Annotated in this window: 15 protein-coding genes; 12 read left to right on the top strand and 3 right to left on the bottom strand. The window is 62.7% G+C overall.

From position 1 onward, the window contains the following. The first annotated feature begins 376 nt into the window (after positions 1–376). The 4 genes from P0D70_RS13465 to P0D70_RS13450 all read left to right on the top strand — a co-directional run bounded on the left by P0D70_RS13465 (position 377) and on the right by P0D70_RS13450 (position 3,084). Complete coding sequence (locus tag P0D70_RS13465; protein WP_408184850.1) at positions 377–1,408, top strand: alpha/beta fold hydrolase; 1,032 nt, start codon at positions 377–379, stop codon at positions 1,406–1,408. 373 nt (positions 1,409–1,781) lie between these two features. Further along, positions 1,782–2,306 carry a phasin family protein gene (locus P0D70_RS13460; protein WP_091803257.1) on the top strand — a complete coding sequence of 175 codons (525 nt, stop codon included), beginning with the start codon at positions 1,782–1,784 and terminating at the stop codon, positions 2,304–2,306. A gap of 104 nt (positions 2,307–2,410) precedes the next feature. Further along, entirely contained in the window at positions 2,411–2,722 is a 312-nt protein-coding gene (locus tag P0D70_RS13455; protein ID WP_143048396.1) for a hypothetical protein, read from the top strand. A gap of 74 nt (positions 2,723–2,796) precedes the next feature. Continuing rightward, entirely contained in the window at positions 2,797–3,084 is a 288-nt protein-coding gene (locus tag P0D70_RS13450) for a hypothetical protein (protein WP_091803254.1), read from the top strand. Between the two features lie 39 nt (positions 3,085–3,123). Here the strand turns inward: P0D70_RS13450 and hmpA are convergent, their stop codons facing one another. Beyond that, complete coding sequence (hmpA, locus tag P0D70_RS13445) at positions 3,124–4,305, bottom strand: NO-inducible flavohemoprotein (protein WP_408184849.1); 1,182 nt, start codon at positions 4,303–4,305, stop codon at positions 3,124–3,126. Between the two features lie 111 nt (positions 4,306–4,416). Between hmpA and norR the strand changes: the two genes are divergently transcribed. Continuing rightward, a complete protein-coding gene (norR, locus tag P0D70_RS13440; RefSeq protein ID WP_408184875.1) occupies positions 4,417–6,009 on the top strand; it encodes a nitric oxide reductase transcriptional regulator NorR in 1,593 nt (530 codons plus the stop codon). 235 nt (positions 6,010–6,244) lie between these two features. Here the strand turns inward: norR and P0D70_RS13435 are convergent, their stop codons facing one another. Then, the gene (locus tag P0D70_RS13435; protein ID WP_408184848.1) at positions 6,245–6,535 is read right to left on the bottom strand and encodes a hypothetical protein; all 291 of its coding nucleotides are present in this window, start codon (positions 6,533–6,535) and stop codon (positions 6,245–6,247) included. 185 nt (positions 6,536–6,720) lie between these two features. After that, positions 6,721–7,533 carry a DNA-binding transcriptional regulator gene (locus P0D70_RS13430; RefSeq protein WP_408184847.1) on the bottom strand — a complete coding sequence of 271 codons (813 nt, stop codon included), beginning with the start codon at positions 7,531–7,533 and terminating at the stop codon, positions 6,721–6,723. A gap of 248 nt (positions 7,534–7,781) precedes the next feature. On the opposite strand from P0D70_RS13430, the gene P0D70_RS13425 reads away from it, so the two are divergent. The 7 genes from P0D70_RS13425 to P0D70_RS13395 all read left to right on the top strand — a co-directional run bounded on the left by P0D70_RS13425 (position 7,782) and on the right by P0D70_RS13395 (position 15,717). Continuing rightward, positions 7,782–9,632: a bifunctional 3-(3-hydroxy-phenyl)propionate/3-hydroxycinnamic acid hydroxylase gene (locus P0D70_RS13425; RefSeq protein WP_408184846.1), complete on the top strand. Its 1,851-nt coding sequence runs from the start codon at positions 7,782–7,784 to the stop codon at positions 9,630–9,632. Position 9,633: 1 nt separating this feature from the next. Continuing rightward, a complete protein-coding gene (locus P0D70_RS13420) occupies positions 9,634–10,584 on the top strand; it encodes a 3-carboxyethylcatechol 2,3-dioxygenase (RefSeq protein WP_408184845.1) in 951 nt (316 codons plus the stop codon). An 18-nt stretch (positions 10,585–10,602) separates the two neighbouring features. Then, complete coding sequence (locus tag P0D70_RS13415) at positions 10,603–11,415, top strand: 2-keto-4-pentenoate hydratase (protein ID WP_408184844.1); 813 nt, start codon at positions 10,603–10,605, stop codon at positions 11,413–11,415. 24 nt (positions 11,416–11,439) lie between these two features. Further along, the gene (locus tag P0D70_RS13410; protein WP_408184843.1) at positions 11,440–12,381 is read left to right on the top strand and encodes an acetaldehyde dehydrogenase (acetylating); all 942 of its coding nucleotides are present in this window, start codon (positions 11,440–11,442) and stop codon (positions 12,379–12,381) included. Positions 12,382–12,394: 13 nt separating this feature from the next. After that, positions 12,395–13,411: a 4-hydroxy-2-oxovalerate aldolase gene (dmpG, locus tag P0D70_RS13405; RefSeq protein WP_408184842.1), complete on the top strand. Its 1,017-nt coding sequence runs from the start codon at positions 12,395–12,397 to the stop codon at positions 13,409–13,411. Positions 13,412–13,509: 98 nt separating this feature from the next. Next, the gene (mhpT, locus tag P0D70_RS13400; protein ID WP_408184841.1) at positions 13,510–14,754 is read left to right on the top strand and encodes a 3-(3-hydroxy-phenyl)propionate transporter MhpT; all 1,245 of its coding nucleotides are present in this window, start codon (positions 13,510–13,512) and stop codon (positions 14,752–14,754) included. A gap of 93 nt (positions 14,755–14,847) precedes the next feature. Beyond that, positions 14,848–15,717 (top strand): alpha/beta fold hydrolase, encoded by an 870-nt coding sequence (locus P0D70_RS13395; protein WP_408184840.1) that lies wholly within the window; start codon positions 14,848–14,850, stop codon positions 15,715–15,717. The last annotated feature ends 26 nt before the right edge of the window (positions 15,718–15,743 follow it).

Here is a 15,743-nt window from a genome sequence, read left to right as displayed (position 1 = left end):
GTGGGATGCTTCGATCGAGGCAATGGCCTGTGCTGGCGTCGACTACGCAATGCGCATCGCGCTCGCCGGGCAGGCGAGCGATGACGTTCGAGTCGACGCGTTGCATGCGTCAAGACCGGACCCGCGACCGGATCCTGAAGCGCTTATCCTGCAAATACTTATAACCGACGCTACCGATGGGACAACTTGATCTGGATCATCCCGTTACGGACTGGTCGGGCCCGTTTTCTGTGTATCGCAATGTATCCACTCCGCGGCCCGATACATGACGTTTCATTCGCGGACATTGGCGACACAAGCCAGATACGTGTGGAAGGTCTAATGCTTCCAGGCCGGTTCATCTGGCTCAACGCTTTCGCACATAAGGGGAATAGCCATGTCTGAACAGATCAATGATCGGCGTCGTCGTTTGCTGGGGACGGCCGTTGCGGGCCTCAGCCTGATGGAACTCGGGCTGAGCGGACTCGCCCACGCGCAGTCCGGCGGCACGAAGACTGGATCGCGCGTCACGTCCTTCGATAACCTGAAGCAGATCAACGCCGGGACGCTCAGCATGGGATATGCGGAAGCGGGCCCGCAGAATGGACCCGTGGTGATCCTGCTGCACGGTTGGCCCTACGACATCTACAGTTTCGTCGAAGTCGCACCGTTGCTCGCCGCCGCCGGCTACCGGGTCATCGTGCCGTATCTGCGCGGCTACGGCTCGACGCGGTTCCTGTCGGCTGACACACCCCGCAATGGCCAGCAGGCGGTCGTCGCCGTGGACATCATCGCGTTGATGGATGCGCTGAAGATCGACAAGGCGATTCTCGGCGGCTTCGACTGGGGCGCGCGCACGGTGAACATCATCGCGGCGCTGTGGCCGGAGCGATGCAAGGCGATGGTGTCGGTGAGCGGCTATCTGATCGGCAGTCAGGAAGCCAACCGGACGCCGTTGCCGCCGAAGGCGGAACTGGCATGGTGGTATCAGTTCTACTTCGCCACGGAGCGTGGCTATGCGGGCTACGAAGCGAACCGCCACGACTTCAACAAGCTGATCTGGCATACGGCATCGCCGAAATGGGATTTCGACGATGCAACCTTCGAGCGTTCGGCGGAATCGTTCAATAATCCGGACCACGTCGCGGTGGTGATCCACAACTATCGCTGGCGTCTGGGGCTGGTCAAGGGCGAAGCGCAATACGACGCGCTGGAGAAGCGCCTCGCCCAGGCACCGGTCATTACCGTGCCGACCATCACGATGGAGGGCGACGCGAACGGCGCGCCGCATCCCGAACCGGCCGCGTACGCGAAGAAGTTCACCGGCAAGTATGCGCACCGGAACATCGGCGGCGGTATCGGGCACAACCTGCCGCAAGAGGCGCCCAAAGCATTCGCCGATGCGATCATCGACGTCGCCCGGTTCTGAGGGCGATTGACCGCCCCACGCCGGCCGCGTCGATCTATTCGACGCGGCCGCGCTGCATGACGCGCTCGTGCGCATCGCGCCGACCAGTGTGATTTGCCCATTGACCAACCTGCCGCTGCTGCCAAACAGCCGCACTCACCACCGTCCCAAACCGCTCGATTCTTCAGTCAAATCACCCTGATCGACCAGGGGTATTTACCTACAAAACAGTACGCCAGACGCCGGTTTAACAAAGTTAGAATGTTTCATCTAATTCTGCACGGCAGAAGCGATTCGAGGGGGCCGGGGCTGTTGGGTCAGCATCTGCATGCTTGCGAGCTGTTTTCGCCTACCTCGTATCGAGCGATTTGTGGGCTTAACGAAGGAGTGCAGAGTGGTTTTTTCGACGCCAGATCAATTTATCTCGATGCAAAGTGCCAATGTTGCTGTCGCGTTTTCGTTGGTACAGCAAACATTCCAGTATGTTGAAGACCTGACCAGATTGAACCTGCAGGCCGCCAAGGCCACGCTCGCCGAGAGCGAACAGGCCTGGCAACTGGCATTCTCCGGTAAGACACCCGTCGAATTATTCGTTCAGCAAGCCGGTAACGCGAGACCGGCAGCGGAGAAAGTGCTGTCTTATAACAGTCACGTACTTGGCATTGCGAATCACGCGCAGGCCGAGTTTCTGAAGGTATTCGAAGATCGCTGCGCCCAGTCCAACGCAAGAATGCAGACGGTCGTAGACGACTTTGCGCGCAATGCCCCGGCCGGTTCCGAGGTCGCGGTCACCGTCTTCAAGTCGGCGGTTTCCAGCGCGGGCGCCGCCTACGACGCAATGCGCAAAGCCACCGCGCAAGCCATTGCCATGGCGCAGGCAGGTCAGCCGACAAGCCCTGTGCCGACGCGCGCCAAATAAAGACAATCAGCCAACAGCAATGCTCATGCAGCCTGGCGGAAACGTTTCAGGCCTGTTGTTTCGCTTTCCTGTAAGCAGGACGGATCAGCCGATTCGGAGACGAAATGGGTATCGCATTGCTTGCCAACTCGTTCGAAGGTCGATCCGAAGGCGCTTTTAAGTTAGCCGGGAATGTAATGGGAAGTCACGCGTCTTTTAAGAACGATCTTTTGCATATCGAAACGATAGTCACAACGCTTGAGAGATTGACTTCAAAAGGTGATTCGGTGGCTTGCACGTCGTTAGTGAACGAGCCGGGTTATTGGCGTCGGCGCATCGAGGCGATACTGAATCAGCGCGAAATATCCAAAGTCGATCGCGAGCATGCGGACGCTTTGCTCAGGCGACTGCGCGGCATCGTCAAAACGTCATCGTAAAGCGTAAGAATCGAGCGGACATCCGAATACCGCGGCAAACGCGGAAATAGCCAAGTCCACAGCAGGGGCAAGACATGACCCAAGAAGGTTCTGAGAGCGGTTTGAAAGTGCTGACGGCCCACGCTTCAGGCCGTTATCGACTTGTGGTGCGCGCGGCACTTCACGGTACGCGCATTGCCGCCATCTGGCAGGTGCTACTGCCATTTTCCCGCAACGTCGAAAAGGTCGACGTGACGACGCTGCCCGCCAGCGGTTTCGAGGAGGTCACGATTGCACTCGCGCAAGCGCAATGCGAATGGGTGGACGCCATGATCGCGCGCTTCAGGAGCATGCCGTGGGTGACAAGCGCGACGCTTTGCTGAGCGGCATGTCCGGCACAACCGTGACCCATTCACTAGCGGTTATTCCAGCGCCGCGGCCGGGCCGAAGAATTCATATCGGCTTTGCGACTCCGGCACGCCGATCGCTTTCAGGTGCTTCTTGACGGCCTTCATGAACGCGATCGGTCCGAGAAAATAGACGTCGACGTCGCGCGTTTCCGGCAGCCACGCATCGAGACGCGTTTCGTCGAGATAGCCGATGCCGTGCGCGTCGGCATCATTCGCGCGGCGTTGTTCATAGCAATAGAAACGCTTCAATTTCGGATGACGCGCGGCCAGTTGCTCGATCGCGTCGCGGAACGCATGCACGCCGCCATGACGCGCGGAGTGAATGAAGTGGACGGTGCGATCGGTATTCAGCGCCGCTTGCAGCATGGCCAGCGTCGGTGTAATGCCCACGCCGCCGCTGATCAGGACCAGCGGCTTGTCGCTATGTTCGAGCTTGAAGTCGCCGGCCGGCGCAAACAGTTCCAACGTGTCGTTCTCGTTGACGCGCGTGTGCAGATGGTTCGATACCTTTCCGTTCGGTTCGCGCTTCACGCTGATACGGTATTCGCGGCCATTCGACATGGCCGAGAGCGAGTAATTGCGGCGCACTTCTTCACCGTCGACCGTGAGCCGCACGCCGATATATTGTCCCGGATGAAACGCGAGTAACTCGCCGTTATCGTCGGGGCGCAGATAGAACGACGTGATCTCGTCGCTCTCCCGCACTTTACGGGCGACGCGAAAGAGCCGCGTGCCGCGCCAGCCGCCCGGTGCCGCTTCCCGCTCGGCGTAGATTTTTTCTTCGAGCCCGATCAGCAGATCGGCGAGTTGCTGATAGGCGGCGGCCCACGCTGCGATGACCGCATCCGTTGCGATTTCTGCGCCGAGCACTTCGCGGATGGATCTGAGCAGGCACTGTCCGACAATCGGATAGTGCTCCGGCAGGATATTCAACGCGACGTGCTTGTTGATGATCTGCGAGATCAGTCCGCCGAGTTGTTCGAGTTGATCGATGTGGCGCGCGTACATCAGCACGCCGTTGGCCAGCGCGCGTTGCTGCGCGCCGCTTGCCTGGTTCGCGAGGTTGAACATGGGACGCACTTCCGGATGCTCGCTGATGAGCATGTTGTAGAAGTGCGTGGTCAACGCTTCGCCGCCGCTTTCCAAAAGAGGAACGGTGGCTTTGACGATGGCGCGGTGTTCGGCGGAAAGCATAGGAAGTCCTGGTTGGTGGTGGATAGTCAGTCAGCTTCGACTGTCGTGCTTTTCTATCCATGTTTCGTGCCAGGTATAAAATGCAATTAAATCAATGATGTGAATTCCATGATGGTCAATTCGACCTTGGTCGGAAAGACTCCTGCCGGAGTCAATCTGACTGCACAAGATTTACTCGACGTCCTGACGCCCCTGATTCTCGATCTTTCGCGCGACTTGACCGACCGCGAGCGCTACCGGCGCCTGCTCAGCAGCTTGCGGGCGCTGTTTCCCGGCGATGCCGCCGCTTTGTTGCGTCTGGAGGGCGACACGCTCGTGCCGCTCGCGATCGACGGATTGAGCAGCGACACGCTTGGGCGGCGTTTTCGTGTCAGCGACCATCCGCGCTTCGAGCAACTTCTATCGCGGCCGGAGCCGACGCGTTTCGCCGCCGATTCCGATTTGCCGGATCCTTATGACGGCCTCGTGCAAGGCACGTCCGGGCATCTGGAAGTTCACGATTGCCTTGGATGTCCGCTGTTCGTTCGTGGCCGCCCATGGGGTCTGCTCACGCTCGATGCGCTGGATCCGGCGCGCTTCGACAGCATCGACATGGCTTCGTTGCAGGCGTTTCTGAGCCTGGCTGCCGCCACGGTGAGTGTCGTCGAGCGAATCGATACGCTGGCGCGCAGCAGCGAGGAAGAGCGGCGCCGCGCCGAAGCCTACCGGCAGGCGAGCAGCCAGAGCCGGCGCGAGATGATCGGCAGCAGTGACGCTCACACGCAACTGGTGCGGGAAATCGAAGTCGTGGCGGGCAGTGATCTGACCGTGCTGATCACCGGTGAGACCGGCGTCGGCAAGGAACTCGTGGCCAACGCGATCCATGCGCTTTCGTCGCGGGCGAACAAGCCGCTCATCAGTCTGAACTGTGCTGCGCTACCCGATACGCTGGTCGAGAGTGAACTGTTCGGGCATGTGCGCGGAGCGTTCTCCGGCGCGTCGTCGGACCGGCGTGGCAAGTTCGAGCTGGCGGACGGCGGAACGATTTTTCTCGACGAGGTGGGAGAGTTGCCGCTTATGGTGCAGGCCAAGCTTTTGCGGGTGCTGCAAAACGGCCAGCTGCAACGAATCGGCTCGGACCACGAACACAAGGTCGACGTGCGGCTCATCGCGGCCACCAATCGCGATCTCGCCGAAGAGGTGCGCACGGGGCGGTTCCGCGCCGATCTCTACCATCGTTTGAGCGTCTATCCGTTACGCGTGCCGCCGTTGCGCGAGCGCGGCCGCGATGTGCTGCTCCTTGCCGGTTTTTTTCTTGAGGAGAATCGCTCGCGGCTCGGCCTGCTGAGCCTGCGTCTCGCGGCGGATGCGCAAGCCATGCTGTTGCGCTATCCGTGGCCGGGCAACGTGCGTGAACTCGAGCATCTGATCGGGCGAAGCGCGCTCAAGGCACTGGCCGCGAATCGGGAGCGCCGCCGGATCCTGACGTTGACCGCCGCCGACCTGGCGCTGTCGTCCACACCGGACGAAGCCAGAAGTGAGACACCCGCCGATACAGCAGGCAGCGAAACCAGGGACTTCCGCAGCGCGGTGACCGAGTTCGAGCGAGCCACCGTGCTCGACGCGTTGGCGCGTCACAACCAGAATTGGGCGGCCGTCGCGCGTGAACTCGGCCTTGATCGGGCGAATCTGAACCGCCTGGCCAAACGGCTTGGACTGAAATGAGCCGGCGTCGAGAACGGATCCACGCCGCCGGCCGGCTGTTACTCCGCGATTGAAAAACGCGCCGGCCGCTTTTGCGGTGCTTTGCGGGGCCGCTCAATGCGCCGGTTGGCGCCGCGAATGAAGAGAATGGCGCAAATGGCCACCATCGACCAGATGCAGAGAATTACCGTCAGAGCGCTCATTTCAGTTTTCAGAAGTTGAGAGTGCGATTGGTGCTGCCCGGCCTGCCGGCCGGTCAATGTGTCGTATGCGGACCGGTGCCGTCGAACAGAAGTTCGTCGATCAGACGCGTGGCGACCGCCAGTTGCTGTTCGAGCGATGCGCGCGCTGATTCCGCGCCCGCCGCGTCGCCGCGTGCCACTGCTTCGTAGGTCTGCGTCGCGAGGCACAACACGCTTTCCGACGCGAGGTGCAATCCGCGCATCGTTCCGGCGTCGGCGCCCGGCACCGGGCTGGTCCATTCAGTGCTCGAAACAGCCGGCAAGCCGATTTCGAATTCGTTATCTTTGTCGTGGCGGGAAGACATCGCAGGCTCCTGGCGGGATTGGCATGATGGCAGTGTGCTCCGGCAGGGCGGGTTTCAATCCGTCGAACAGAAGCCTGTTTTTTGGTCAATCTGCGGTAGTTGGGTGGGCGAAGTATTCCGCTGAAGAATAGACGCTCTGCGGGCTGTAGTAAACCCTAAGAAACCCCCGGCGGCGCTGCATCTTCTCACTCAGGCTTCTTTCCCTCTGGCTCGTCCTGCGACTCCAGTTCCGCCACCATTTCGCGCACCGCGATCTGGAGCTCCGGCACGTAGCGCCGTTTTGCCTCCGCGAGCGTCACTGCTCGCGAGAGAAACACCACATTCAGACTTCCCAGCACACGTTCGCGCGAGACGATCGCAACCGCGACCGCCCCGATCTTGCTTTGCGCGGACCAGTCGCCGTGATTGGAGCCGAAGCCGTCCGCGCGCACCCGCTTGACCAGGCTTTTTATCAATTTGTCGTTCGAGGCGAGGGCTTTCTGTTCTTCACCGCCCGCGCCTGAGCGCAGCAAGTCGAGAATGTCCTCGCGCTCGCCGTCGGGACACATCGCAAAGTAGGCGCGCCCCGCGGCGGTCAGCAGAATCGGCAAGCGGCGCCCGACCATCGAACGGTGAAACGAGAGCGGACTGAAACGGTGCGTCGTCTCGCGGATGATCATCGCGTCGCCGTCCGGCGTGGTCAGATCCGAAGGCCACGCAACGCGCTGCAATAGCTGCCCCATGATCGGCGGCGCAATCGTCGCAATCCGTTCGTTGTCCGTAAAACCTTCGCTTAACGAACGCACCTGGAGCGTCAAGCGAAAACTGTCGTCCGACGCGCTGCGACGCACGAATCCTTCCTCCATCAACGTTTCCAGCAGCCGCCGCGCCGTGGTGCGATGCAGGCCGGTCAGGTCGCTGATCTGCTGGCTGGTGGCGCGGCCGCTGTCCATGGAATTGAGCGCCTGCAACACTTGCAGGCCGCGCGCGAGACCTCGCACACTCGTATATTTCGTCACCGAAAAACCTCAATAAATCAACAATGTGCATTGTATGCACATTTTTCACAAATTGTTGAGGCGATCCGGTGCGAGTCCTAGACTGCGATCAAATCAACGATTCAAGGAGACGCGAGATGCCGCATCCCATGCGCGACTTTTCGCCATGGCGATACGCAATCGTCACGCCGTGCCCTCCCTGAATATTCCAAACAAGTCCGCTATCTGAAGCGACGGCGCCGTGTGCCGTTCGCGAGAAAGGAGACAGAATGTTCCCACCCACCGATCTGGCGGCCGCGAGCGGCCGCAGCGAAACCGTGTCAGCCGATGTGGCGATTATCGGCGCCGGCCCTGTCGGCTTGATGATTGCCAATTATCTGGGCTTGCAGGGCGTGCGCGTGGTGCTGCTGGAAAAGCTCGACCAGATCATCGACTACCCGCGCGCCATCGGCCTCGACGATGAAGCGCTGCGGGTGTTCCAGTCAGTCGGCCTCGCCGACGTGCTGTTGCCGCACACCACGCCTGATCACTGGATGCGTTTTGTCACGCACACCGGTCACTGTTTTGCGTCGATCGAACCGCGTACCGACGAGTTCGGCTGGTCGCGCCGCAATGCCTTCATTCAGCCGCTCGCGGATCGTGTGTTGTACGAAGGGCTGCGCCGCTTCCCGCACGTGCAGGTGCTATTTGGCGCTAGCGTGAGCGGTTTCACGCAGGATCAGACCGGCGTGACGATCGAAGCGGAGGACGAGAAAGGCGGCCGCCGCACAGTACGCGCGTCGTACATGGTCGGCGCGGACGGCGGCAATAGCTTCGTGCGCCGCATGCTCGACGTGCCGTTCGAAGGACGCACCAAGCCGAATCAATGGATCGTGGTGGATGTGCGCAACGATCCGATCGGCTCGCCGCATGTCTACATGCATTGCGATCCGAAACGGCCGTACGTGTCGGCCGCACTGCCACATGGCATTCGCCGCTTCGAATTCATGGTGATGCCCGGCGAAACCGAAGAGGAATTGTCGAAGCCGGAGAACATGGCCGCGCTGATCCGCAAGGTGGTCGCCGATCCGCAAAAGGTGGACTACATCCGCAAGCGCGTCTATACGCACAATGCGCGCCTCGCGAGCCGCTTTCGTGTGGATCGCGTGCTGCTGGCCGGCGACGCCGCGCACATCATGCCGGTCTGGCAGGGGCAGGGTTACAACAGCGGGATCCGCGACGCGAGCAATCTCGGCTGGAAGCTGGCGATGGTGGTCAGACAGATCGCCGGCGACGCGTTGCTGGACACCTATACGGCGGAGCGGCGCGCGCACGCCCGCTCCATGATCCATTTGTCCGAAGTGGCCGGCGACATTTTCGCGCCGACGAGCCGCTTCGGCATCAAGTTTCGCGACGCCTTCGTGCGGACCTTCAACGTGGTCCCCGCCATGAAGCGCTATTTCGTGGAGATGCGTTTCAAGCCGATGCCGCGCTATGAAACGGGCGTCGTCCTGCTGGCGGAGCACAAACGCAAGCATGGCGTGCTGGCTCGCATGCTGGAGCGTTCCGGTCATTCCGCGCCCGGCCGGCTGCTCGGGCTGATGAGCGAGAAGCGCGAGTCGCTGCTCGGCCGCCTCGTGTATGGCCGTGATCCGTCGTGTCATTCGCCGGTCGGGCGCATGTTCATTCAGCCGCGCGTGCGCACGGCGGACGGCAGCGTCGCGCGTCTCGACGACGTGCTCGGCAATCGCTTCGCGATTATCGGCTGGGGATCGGATCCCACGTTCGGCTTGTCGCCGCTTGCGCGTGAAACCTGGCAGCGCCTTGGCGGCTGCTTCGTGCTCGCGAAACCCGACACCCAGCTCGCTTTTCATGACGACGTGTCCGACGGCGTGATCGCCGTCGGCGATGTGCAAGGCCGTCTGAAAGAGTGGTTCTCGCGCGTGCCGGAATCCGTGGTGTTGCTGCGGCCCGATCGCTTTGTCGCGGGTATGTGCACGCCGCAACAGGTGTCGGCGTGCATCGGCGAGCTTGCCGTCAAGCTGACATTGAAGACCGGCGAGCGGGCCGTCGCCACGGCGGCGGTGAGCACGCCGGCGAAGGCGTCCGAAAGCGATGTCGCCATCGCGGCGGGAGCCTGATATGCCGATGTTGCTCGAATGTCTTTCGCACACGCCGCTCCGCGGCTATTGCGACCCGGCGCCGGACATTGTCGCGGAAGTCGCGCGGATTCACGCGGCGGCGCGCGCACGTGTGGCCGCTTTCGATCCGCAACTGGTCGTCGTGTTCGCACCGGACCACTACAACGGTTTCTTCTACGACGTGATGCCGCCGTTCTGCATCGGCGCGTCGGCGAGCGCGATCGGTGACTTCGGCAGTCTGGCGGGGCAGCTTGCCGTACCCGCCGCCACCGCGCTCGATCTCGCGGAAGCCACGCTCGCCGCGGATGTCGACGTCGCCGTGTCGTACCGGATGCAGGTCGATCACGGTTGTGCGCAGGCGCTGGAGATTCTCACGGGCGCACTGGACCGTTATCCGGTTGTGCCGGTGTTCATCAATTCGGTCGCGCCGCCCATGGCGTCGTGCCGCAGGGCGCGACTGCTCGGCGACGCACTGGGCCGCCGCCTCGCGCGTTCGGACCAACGTGTGCTGGTGATCGGCTCCGGCGGCATTTCGCACGAGCCGCCGGTGCCGGAACTAGCGGGCGCAACGGATGAAGTCGCCGAGCGGCTGATCGCCGGCCGCAATCCGTCGCCCGAAGCGCGCGCGGCGCGTCAGGCTCGCACCGTCGCGGCGGCCCGTGCATTCGCCTCGGGAGATAGCCGGCTGCATCCGCTCAATCCCGAATGGGACCGCGCGTTCCTAAAAGTGCTCGAAGAAGGGGAGCTGTGCGCGCTCGACGGCTTGACCGACACCGCGATCACGCGCGACGCGGGCAAATCCGCGCATGAGGTTCGCACGTGGATCGCCGCATTCGGCGCGCTGCAGGCGTACGGACCTTATCGCGCGACGCTCGATTACTACCGGCCGATCCCCGAATGGATCGCGGGCTTTGGCGCGATGCACGCGCGGCCCATTGCCGAAACCGCATGACGAATCACGGAACCCGCCATGACCCTGAACCAACGAAGCAATGCTGAAGCGCTGGCCCTGCGGCTGCGCGAATCCGAACGCACACGTCAGACCATCGCGCCGTTGCGCGACGACGAGCGCTTCACCCATTTGAATCCGGCCACCGCCGCCGGATTCGCCTACATGGTGCAACAGATCAACGTCGAGGCGCGAGTGGCGGCGGGCGAGCGCATCGTTGGCCGCAAGATCGGTCTGACCTCGCCCGCGGTGCAGCGCCAACTCGGCGTCGATCAACCGGACTTCGGCGCGCTGTTTGCGTCGATGGCCTACGGCGACAACCAGCCGATCGCGCTCGGCGAACTGATCCAGCCGAAGGTCGAAGCGGAAATCGCACTCGTACTCGAACACGACCTCACGCATGAAAAACACACCTACGCTGACCTGATTCGCGCGACGGCCTACGCGGTCGCGGCCATTGAAGTCGTGGACAGCCGCATCGAAGGATGGAATATCCGCTTCGTCGATACCGTCGCGGACAACGCATCGAGCGCGCGTTTCGTGCTCGGCAGCCGGCCGGTATTGCTGCGCGACGTCGATCTGGCGGCCTGCGCGATGACCCTCTCGAATGACGCCGAAACGCTCTCGCGCGGCAACGGCGCGGCGTGTCTGGGCAATCCGCTGAACGCCGCCGTGTGGCTCGCGGACCGCATGCAGCAGCTCGGCACGCCGCTGCGAGCCGGCGACGTTCTGATGACCGGCGCGCTCGGTCCGATGGTCGCGGTGACGCGGGCCGGCACTTTCAGTGCGCAGATCGAAGGCCTCGGCAGCGTTCGCGCGATTTTCTCCGCATAAGCAATCACCCGATTGAGGACTGACATGGCAAGCGAAAAACTCAAGGCCGCGATCATCGGCTCCGGCAACATCGGCACCGATCTGATGATCAAGATCATGCGGCACAGCGAGCATCTGGAAATGGCGGCGATGGTCGGCATCGACGCGGCATCCGACGGTCTCGCGCGCGCAGCGCGGCTGGGCGTCGCGACCACGCATGAAGGCGTGGAAGGACTGACGCGCCTTCCTGTGTTCAACGACATCGACTTCGTGTTCGACGCCACCTCGGCTGGCGCGCATGTGAAGAACGACGCGTACCTGCGCGCGCTGAAACCGGGCATCCGCCTGATCGACCTGACGCCTGCCGCGATCGGTCCGTACTGCGTGCCGGTGGTGAATCTCGACGCGCATCTCGACAGCCGCAACGTCAACATGGTGACGTGCGGCGGCCAGGCCACGATTCCGATGGTGGCCGCGGTTTCGCGCGTGGCGAAGGTGCACTACGCGGAAATCGTCGCGTCGATCAGCAGCAAGTCGGCCGGCCCAGGCACGCGCGCGAATATCGACGAGTTCACCGAAACCACCTCGAAGGCGATCGAAGCGGTGGGCGGCGCCGCCAAAGGCAAAGCGATCATCGTGCTCAATCCGGCCGAGCCGCCTGTGATGATGCGCGATACGGTCTATGTGCTGTCCGATCTCGCCGACCGCGCACAAGTGGAAGCCTCGATCGAAGCCATGGCCGCTGCCGTGAATGCCTATGTGCCGGGCTACCGCCTGAAGCAGAAAGTGCAGTTCGACGAGATCGCCGTGGACGCGCCGTTGAACATTCCGGGCCTTGGCCGTTTCAGCGGATTGAAGACTTCGGTGTTCATCGAGGTGGAAGGCGCCGCACATTATCTGCCGGCGTATGCGGGCAATCTCGACATCATGACCTCGGCTGCGCTCGCGACCGCTGAGCGCATGGCGCAATCCCTGGTTCAGGCATAAGGAGACGCATCTCATGGACAGAAAACTCTATATCTCCGACGTGACGCTGCGCGACGGCAGCCACGCGATCCGTCATCAGTATTCGATCGATAACGTGCAGCAGATTGCCCGCGCGCTCGACGAGGCGAAAGTGGACAGCATCGAGGTCGCGCATGGCGACGGCCTGCAAGGATCGAGTTTCAACTACGGCTTCGGCGCGCATAGCGACCTCGAATGGATCGAAGCGGTGGCGGACGTGGTCGGCCACGCGCAGATCGCGACGCTGCTGTTGCCCGGCATCGGCACGATTCACGATCTGAAGGCGGCGTACCAGGCCGGCGCGCGCATCGTGCGGGTCGCCACGCACTGCACCGAGGCGGACATCTCGAAGCAGCACATCGAATACGCGCGCGAACTCGGCATGGACACGGTTGGCTTCCTGATGATGAGCCACATGACCACGCCGGAAAACCTCGCGGTCGAAGCGAAGAAGATGGAGCAGTACGGTGCGACATGCATCTACGTGGTCGACTCGGGCGGCGCGATGAACATGAACGACGTGCGCGCGCGCTTTCGCGCATTGAAGGCCGTGCTCAAGCCGGAGACGAAGACCGGCATGCACGCGCACCACAACCTGAGCCTCGGCGTCGCGAACTCGCTGGTCGCAGTGGAAGAAGGTTGCGACCGCATCGATGCGAGTCTGGCGGGCATGGGCGCGGGCGCGGGCAATGCGCCGCTGGAGGTGTTCATTGCCGCGGCCGAACGCGCCGGCTGGCACCACGGCACCGATCTCTACACGTTGATGGATGCCGCCGACGATATCGTGCGGCCGTTGCAGGACCGTCCGGTGCGCGTGGACCGGGAAACCCTGGCACTCGGTTACGCGGGCGTGTATTCGAGCTTTCTGCGGCACTCCGAAGTGGCCGCGAAGAAGTACGGCCTGAAAGCCGTCGACATTCTGGTCGAACTGGGCAAGCGGCGCATGGTCGGCGGCCAGGAAGACATGATCGTCGACGTGGCGCTGGACCTGAAGCGCGCAGCCGGCGTCTAGCGCATTTGTCTGGAAGCATGGCGGCCGTCTGCGCCGCCGACCTCAACCCAGCGTTATCGCCGCCAAGAGCGATGCTGACAACACATTGGAGACTTTTCATGCAGCGATCAAACAACACTCGCGCCACCGGCGCCGTCACGATCGGCTTATGCCTGATCGTCGCATTGCTGGAAGGGCTGGATCTGCAATCGACCGGCGTTGCGGCGCCACGCATGGCTCGCGAGTTCCATCTCGCGGTCGCGCAGATGGGCTGGGCATTCAGCATCGGCGCGCTCGGCCTGCTGCCCGGCGCGGCGATCGGCGGCAGGCTCGCCGACAAGCTCGGCCGCAAGCGCGTGCTGATGCTGTCGGTCGCGCTGTTCGGCCTGTTTTCGATTGCCACTACGCAGGTGTGGGACTTGAACAGCCTGTTGGCCGCGCGTTTTCTCACCGGGCTCGGGCTTGGCGCCGCGATGCCGAACCTGATCGCGTTGTGCGCCGAAGCGGCGTCGCCGGATCAACGCAACACCGCAGTCGGCGCGATGTATTGCGGCATGCCGTTCGGTGCGGCGCTCGCGGCGGTGATCGGCATCGTGAGTCCGGGCGATGAGAGCTGGCGGCATATCTTCTATGTCGGCGGGGTTGGGCCGCTGCTCGTGTTGCCGTTGCTGGCGATCTTCATGCGCGAGTCGGCGCATTTCGTCGCCGCGCGCTCGGGAGTGGCCGGCGCGCGTGGAGTGGGCGAGGCACCGTCCGACATCGCGCAGGCATTGTGGAAGGAAGGGCGGGCCGGCACGACAGTCGCATTGTGGATCAGCTACCTGGGCACGTTGATCGTGCTGTACTTCCTGATCAACTGGCTGCCGTCGCTCGTGCTGAGCCGCGGACTCTCGCGCGTGCAATCGAGCGTCGTGCAGATGATGTTCAACATCGGCGGCGGCATTGGGGCCATCGTGATCGCAAGCCTGATGGATCGCATCGGCAAGCGCCGCACCGTGACCGGCATGTATCTGGGCATCGCCGCGGCGCTGGCCGCGCTCGTGGCGGCAAGCGGTGGCGTATCGATGGCGTGCGGCGGCTTGCTCGCGGGCCTGTTTCTGGTCGGTGGACAGTCGGTGTTGTATGCGCTCGCGAGCAGCATCTATCCGACACAGGTGCGCGGCACCGGCGTGGGCGCCGCGGTCGCGGTGGGGCGCATGGGCTCGATTCTCGGGCCTTTGATCGCCGGGCAACTGCTCGCGATCGGCCAGAGCGCCTCCGTGTTGCTGAGCGCGAGCATTCCGCTGATCGCCGTTGCGGCGGTCGCGGCGTGGCTCGTCGTCGGCAAGTCCGCGCCGGTTTATGCGCCGGCTACCGCGCAATAACGCTCATCGCTTCAATAGCGCCGCCAATGCAATCCGCGCGCGACTGTGCGACGTGCGCGGTCAATCAACTCTCTTCAGATCAAGGAAAGCAACATGACCTCGAATGTATCGGCAATCACCGAAGCATCGACCAGCCAATTCGTGCGTATCAAGGAAGGCGAGCGGGAAGTGCAGTTGCACTACAACGACGCCGGGCAGGGCGCCGAAACGGTGGTGATGCTGCATGGCTCGGGCCCGGGTGCGAGCGGCTGGGCGAACTTCAACCGGAATGTCGAACCGCTCGTCGCCGCGGGTTATCGGGTCATCCTGATGGACTGCCTGGGCTGGAGCAAAAGCGACCCGGTTGTGTGCGACGGCTCGCGCTCCGAACTCAACGCGCGTTCGCTGAAGGGTTTGCTCGATTCGCTCGACATTGAACGCGCGCACATCATCGGTAATTCGATGGGCGGCCATAGCGCCGTCGCGTTCGCGCTCGCCAATCCACAGCGTGTCGGCAAACTGGTGTTGATGGGTGGCGGAACCGGTGGCCCCAGTCAGTTCGTGCCGATGCCGACGGAAGGCATCAAGCTGCTGCAAGGCCTCTATCGCGAACCGACGATCGAAAACCTGAAACGGATGATGAACGTCTTCGTGTTCGACACCAAAGCGTTGACCGACGATCTGATGCAGGCGCGGCTCCACAATATGCTGGCGCGCCGCGATCATCTGGAAAACTTTGTGAAGAGTCTCGCGGCCAATCCGAAGCAGTTCAACGACTTCGGACCGCGTCTTGGCGAGATTGCGGCGCCGACGCTCGTGATCTGGGGGCGCGACGATCGTTTCGTGCCGATGGATGTGGGTTTGCGTCTGGTTGCCGGCATGCAGAACGCCGAAATGCATATTTTCAGCCGCTGCGGCCACTGGGCGCAGTGGGAGCATGCGGAAAAATTCAACCGCATGGTGGTGGACTTTCTGGCGCATTGAGCCGTGGCAGCCGGGGACGCCGCGTG

It is taken from the genome of Paraburkholderia sp. RL17-381-BIF-C, assembly GCF_046026435.1.
Taxonomy (GTDB): domain Bacteria; phylum Pseudomonadota; class Gammaproteobacteria; order Burkholderiales; family Burkholderiaceae; genus Paraburkholderia.
This window is presented reverse-complemented; position numbering and strand designations above follow the sequence as displayed.

Bases quoted from the DNA above. Each gene is read 5' to 3' on its own strand.
- P0D70_RS13435 (WP_408184848.1), bottom strand. From the start codon at position 6,535: ATGTCTTCCCGCCACGACAAAGATAACGAATTCGAAATCGGCTTGCCG.
- P0D70_RS13425 (WP_408184846.1), top strand. From the start codon at position 7,782: ATGTTCCCACCCACCGATCTGGCGGCCGCGAGCGGCCGCAGCGAAACC.
- P0D70_RS13410 (WP_408184843.1), top strand. From the start codon at position 11,440: ATGGCAAGCGAAAAACTCAAGGCCGCGATCATCGGCTCCGGCAACATC.
- norR (WP_408184875.1), top strand. From the start codon at position 4,417: ATGGTCAATTCGACCTTGGTCGGAAAGACTCCTGCCGGAGTCAATCTG.
- P0D70_RS13450 (WP_091803254.1), top strand. From the start codon at position 2,797: ATGACCCAAGAAGGTTCTGAGAGCGGTTTGAAAGTGCTGACGGCCCAC.
- dmpG (WP_408184842.1), top strand. From the start codon at position 12,395: ATGGACAGAAAACTCTATATCTCCGACGTGACGCTGCGCGACGGCAGC.
- hmpA (WP_408184849.1), bottom strand. From the start codon at position 4,305: ATGCTTTCCGCCGAACACCGCGCCATCGTCAAAGCCACCGTTCCTCTT.
- P0D70_RS13395 (WP_408184840.1), top strand. From the start codon at position 14,848: ATGACCTCGAATGTATCGGCAATCACCGAAGCATCGACCAGCCAATTC.
- P0D70_RS13455 (WP_143048396.1), top strand. From the start codon at position 2,411: ATGGGTATCGCATTGCTTGCCAACTCGTTCGAAGGTCGATCCGAAGGC.
- mhpT (WP_408184841.1), top strand. From the start codon at position 13,510: ATGCAGCGATCAAACAACACTCGCGCCACCGGCGCCGTCACGATCGGC.
- P0D70_RS13415 (WP_408184844.1), top strand. From the start codon at position 10,603: ATGACCCTGAACCAACGAAGCAATGCTGAAGCGCTGGCCCTGCGGCTG.
- P0D70_RS13420 (WP_408184845.1), top strand. From the start codon at position 9,634: ATGCCGATGTTGCTCGAATGTCTTTCGCACACGCCGCTCCGCGGCTAT.
- P0D70_RS13465 (WP_408184850.1), top strand. From the start codon at position 377: ATGTCTGAACAGATCAATGATCGGCGTCGTCGTTTGCTGGGGACGGCC.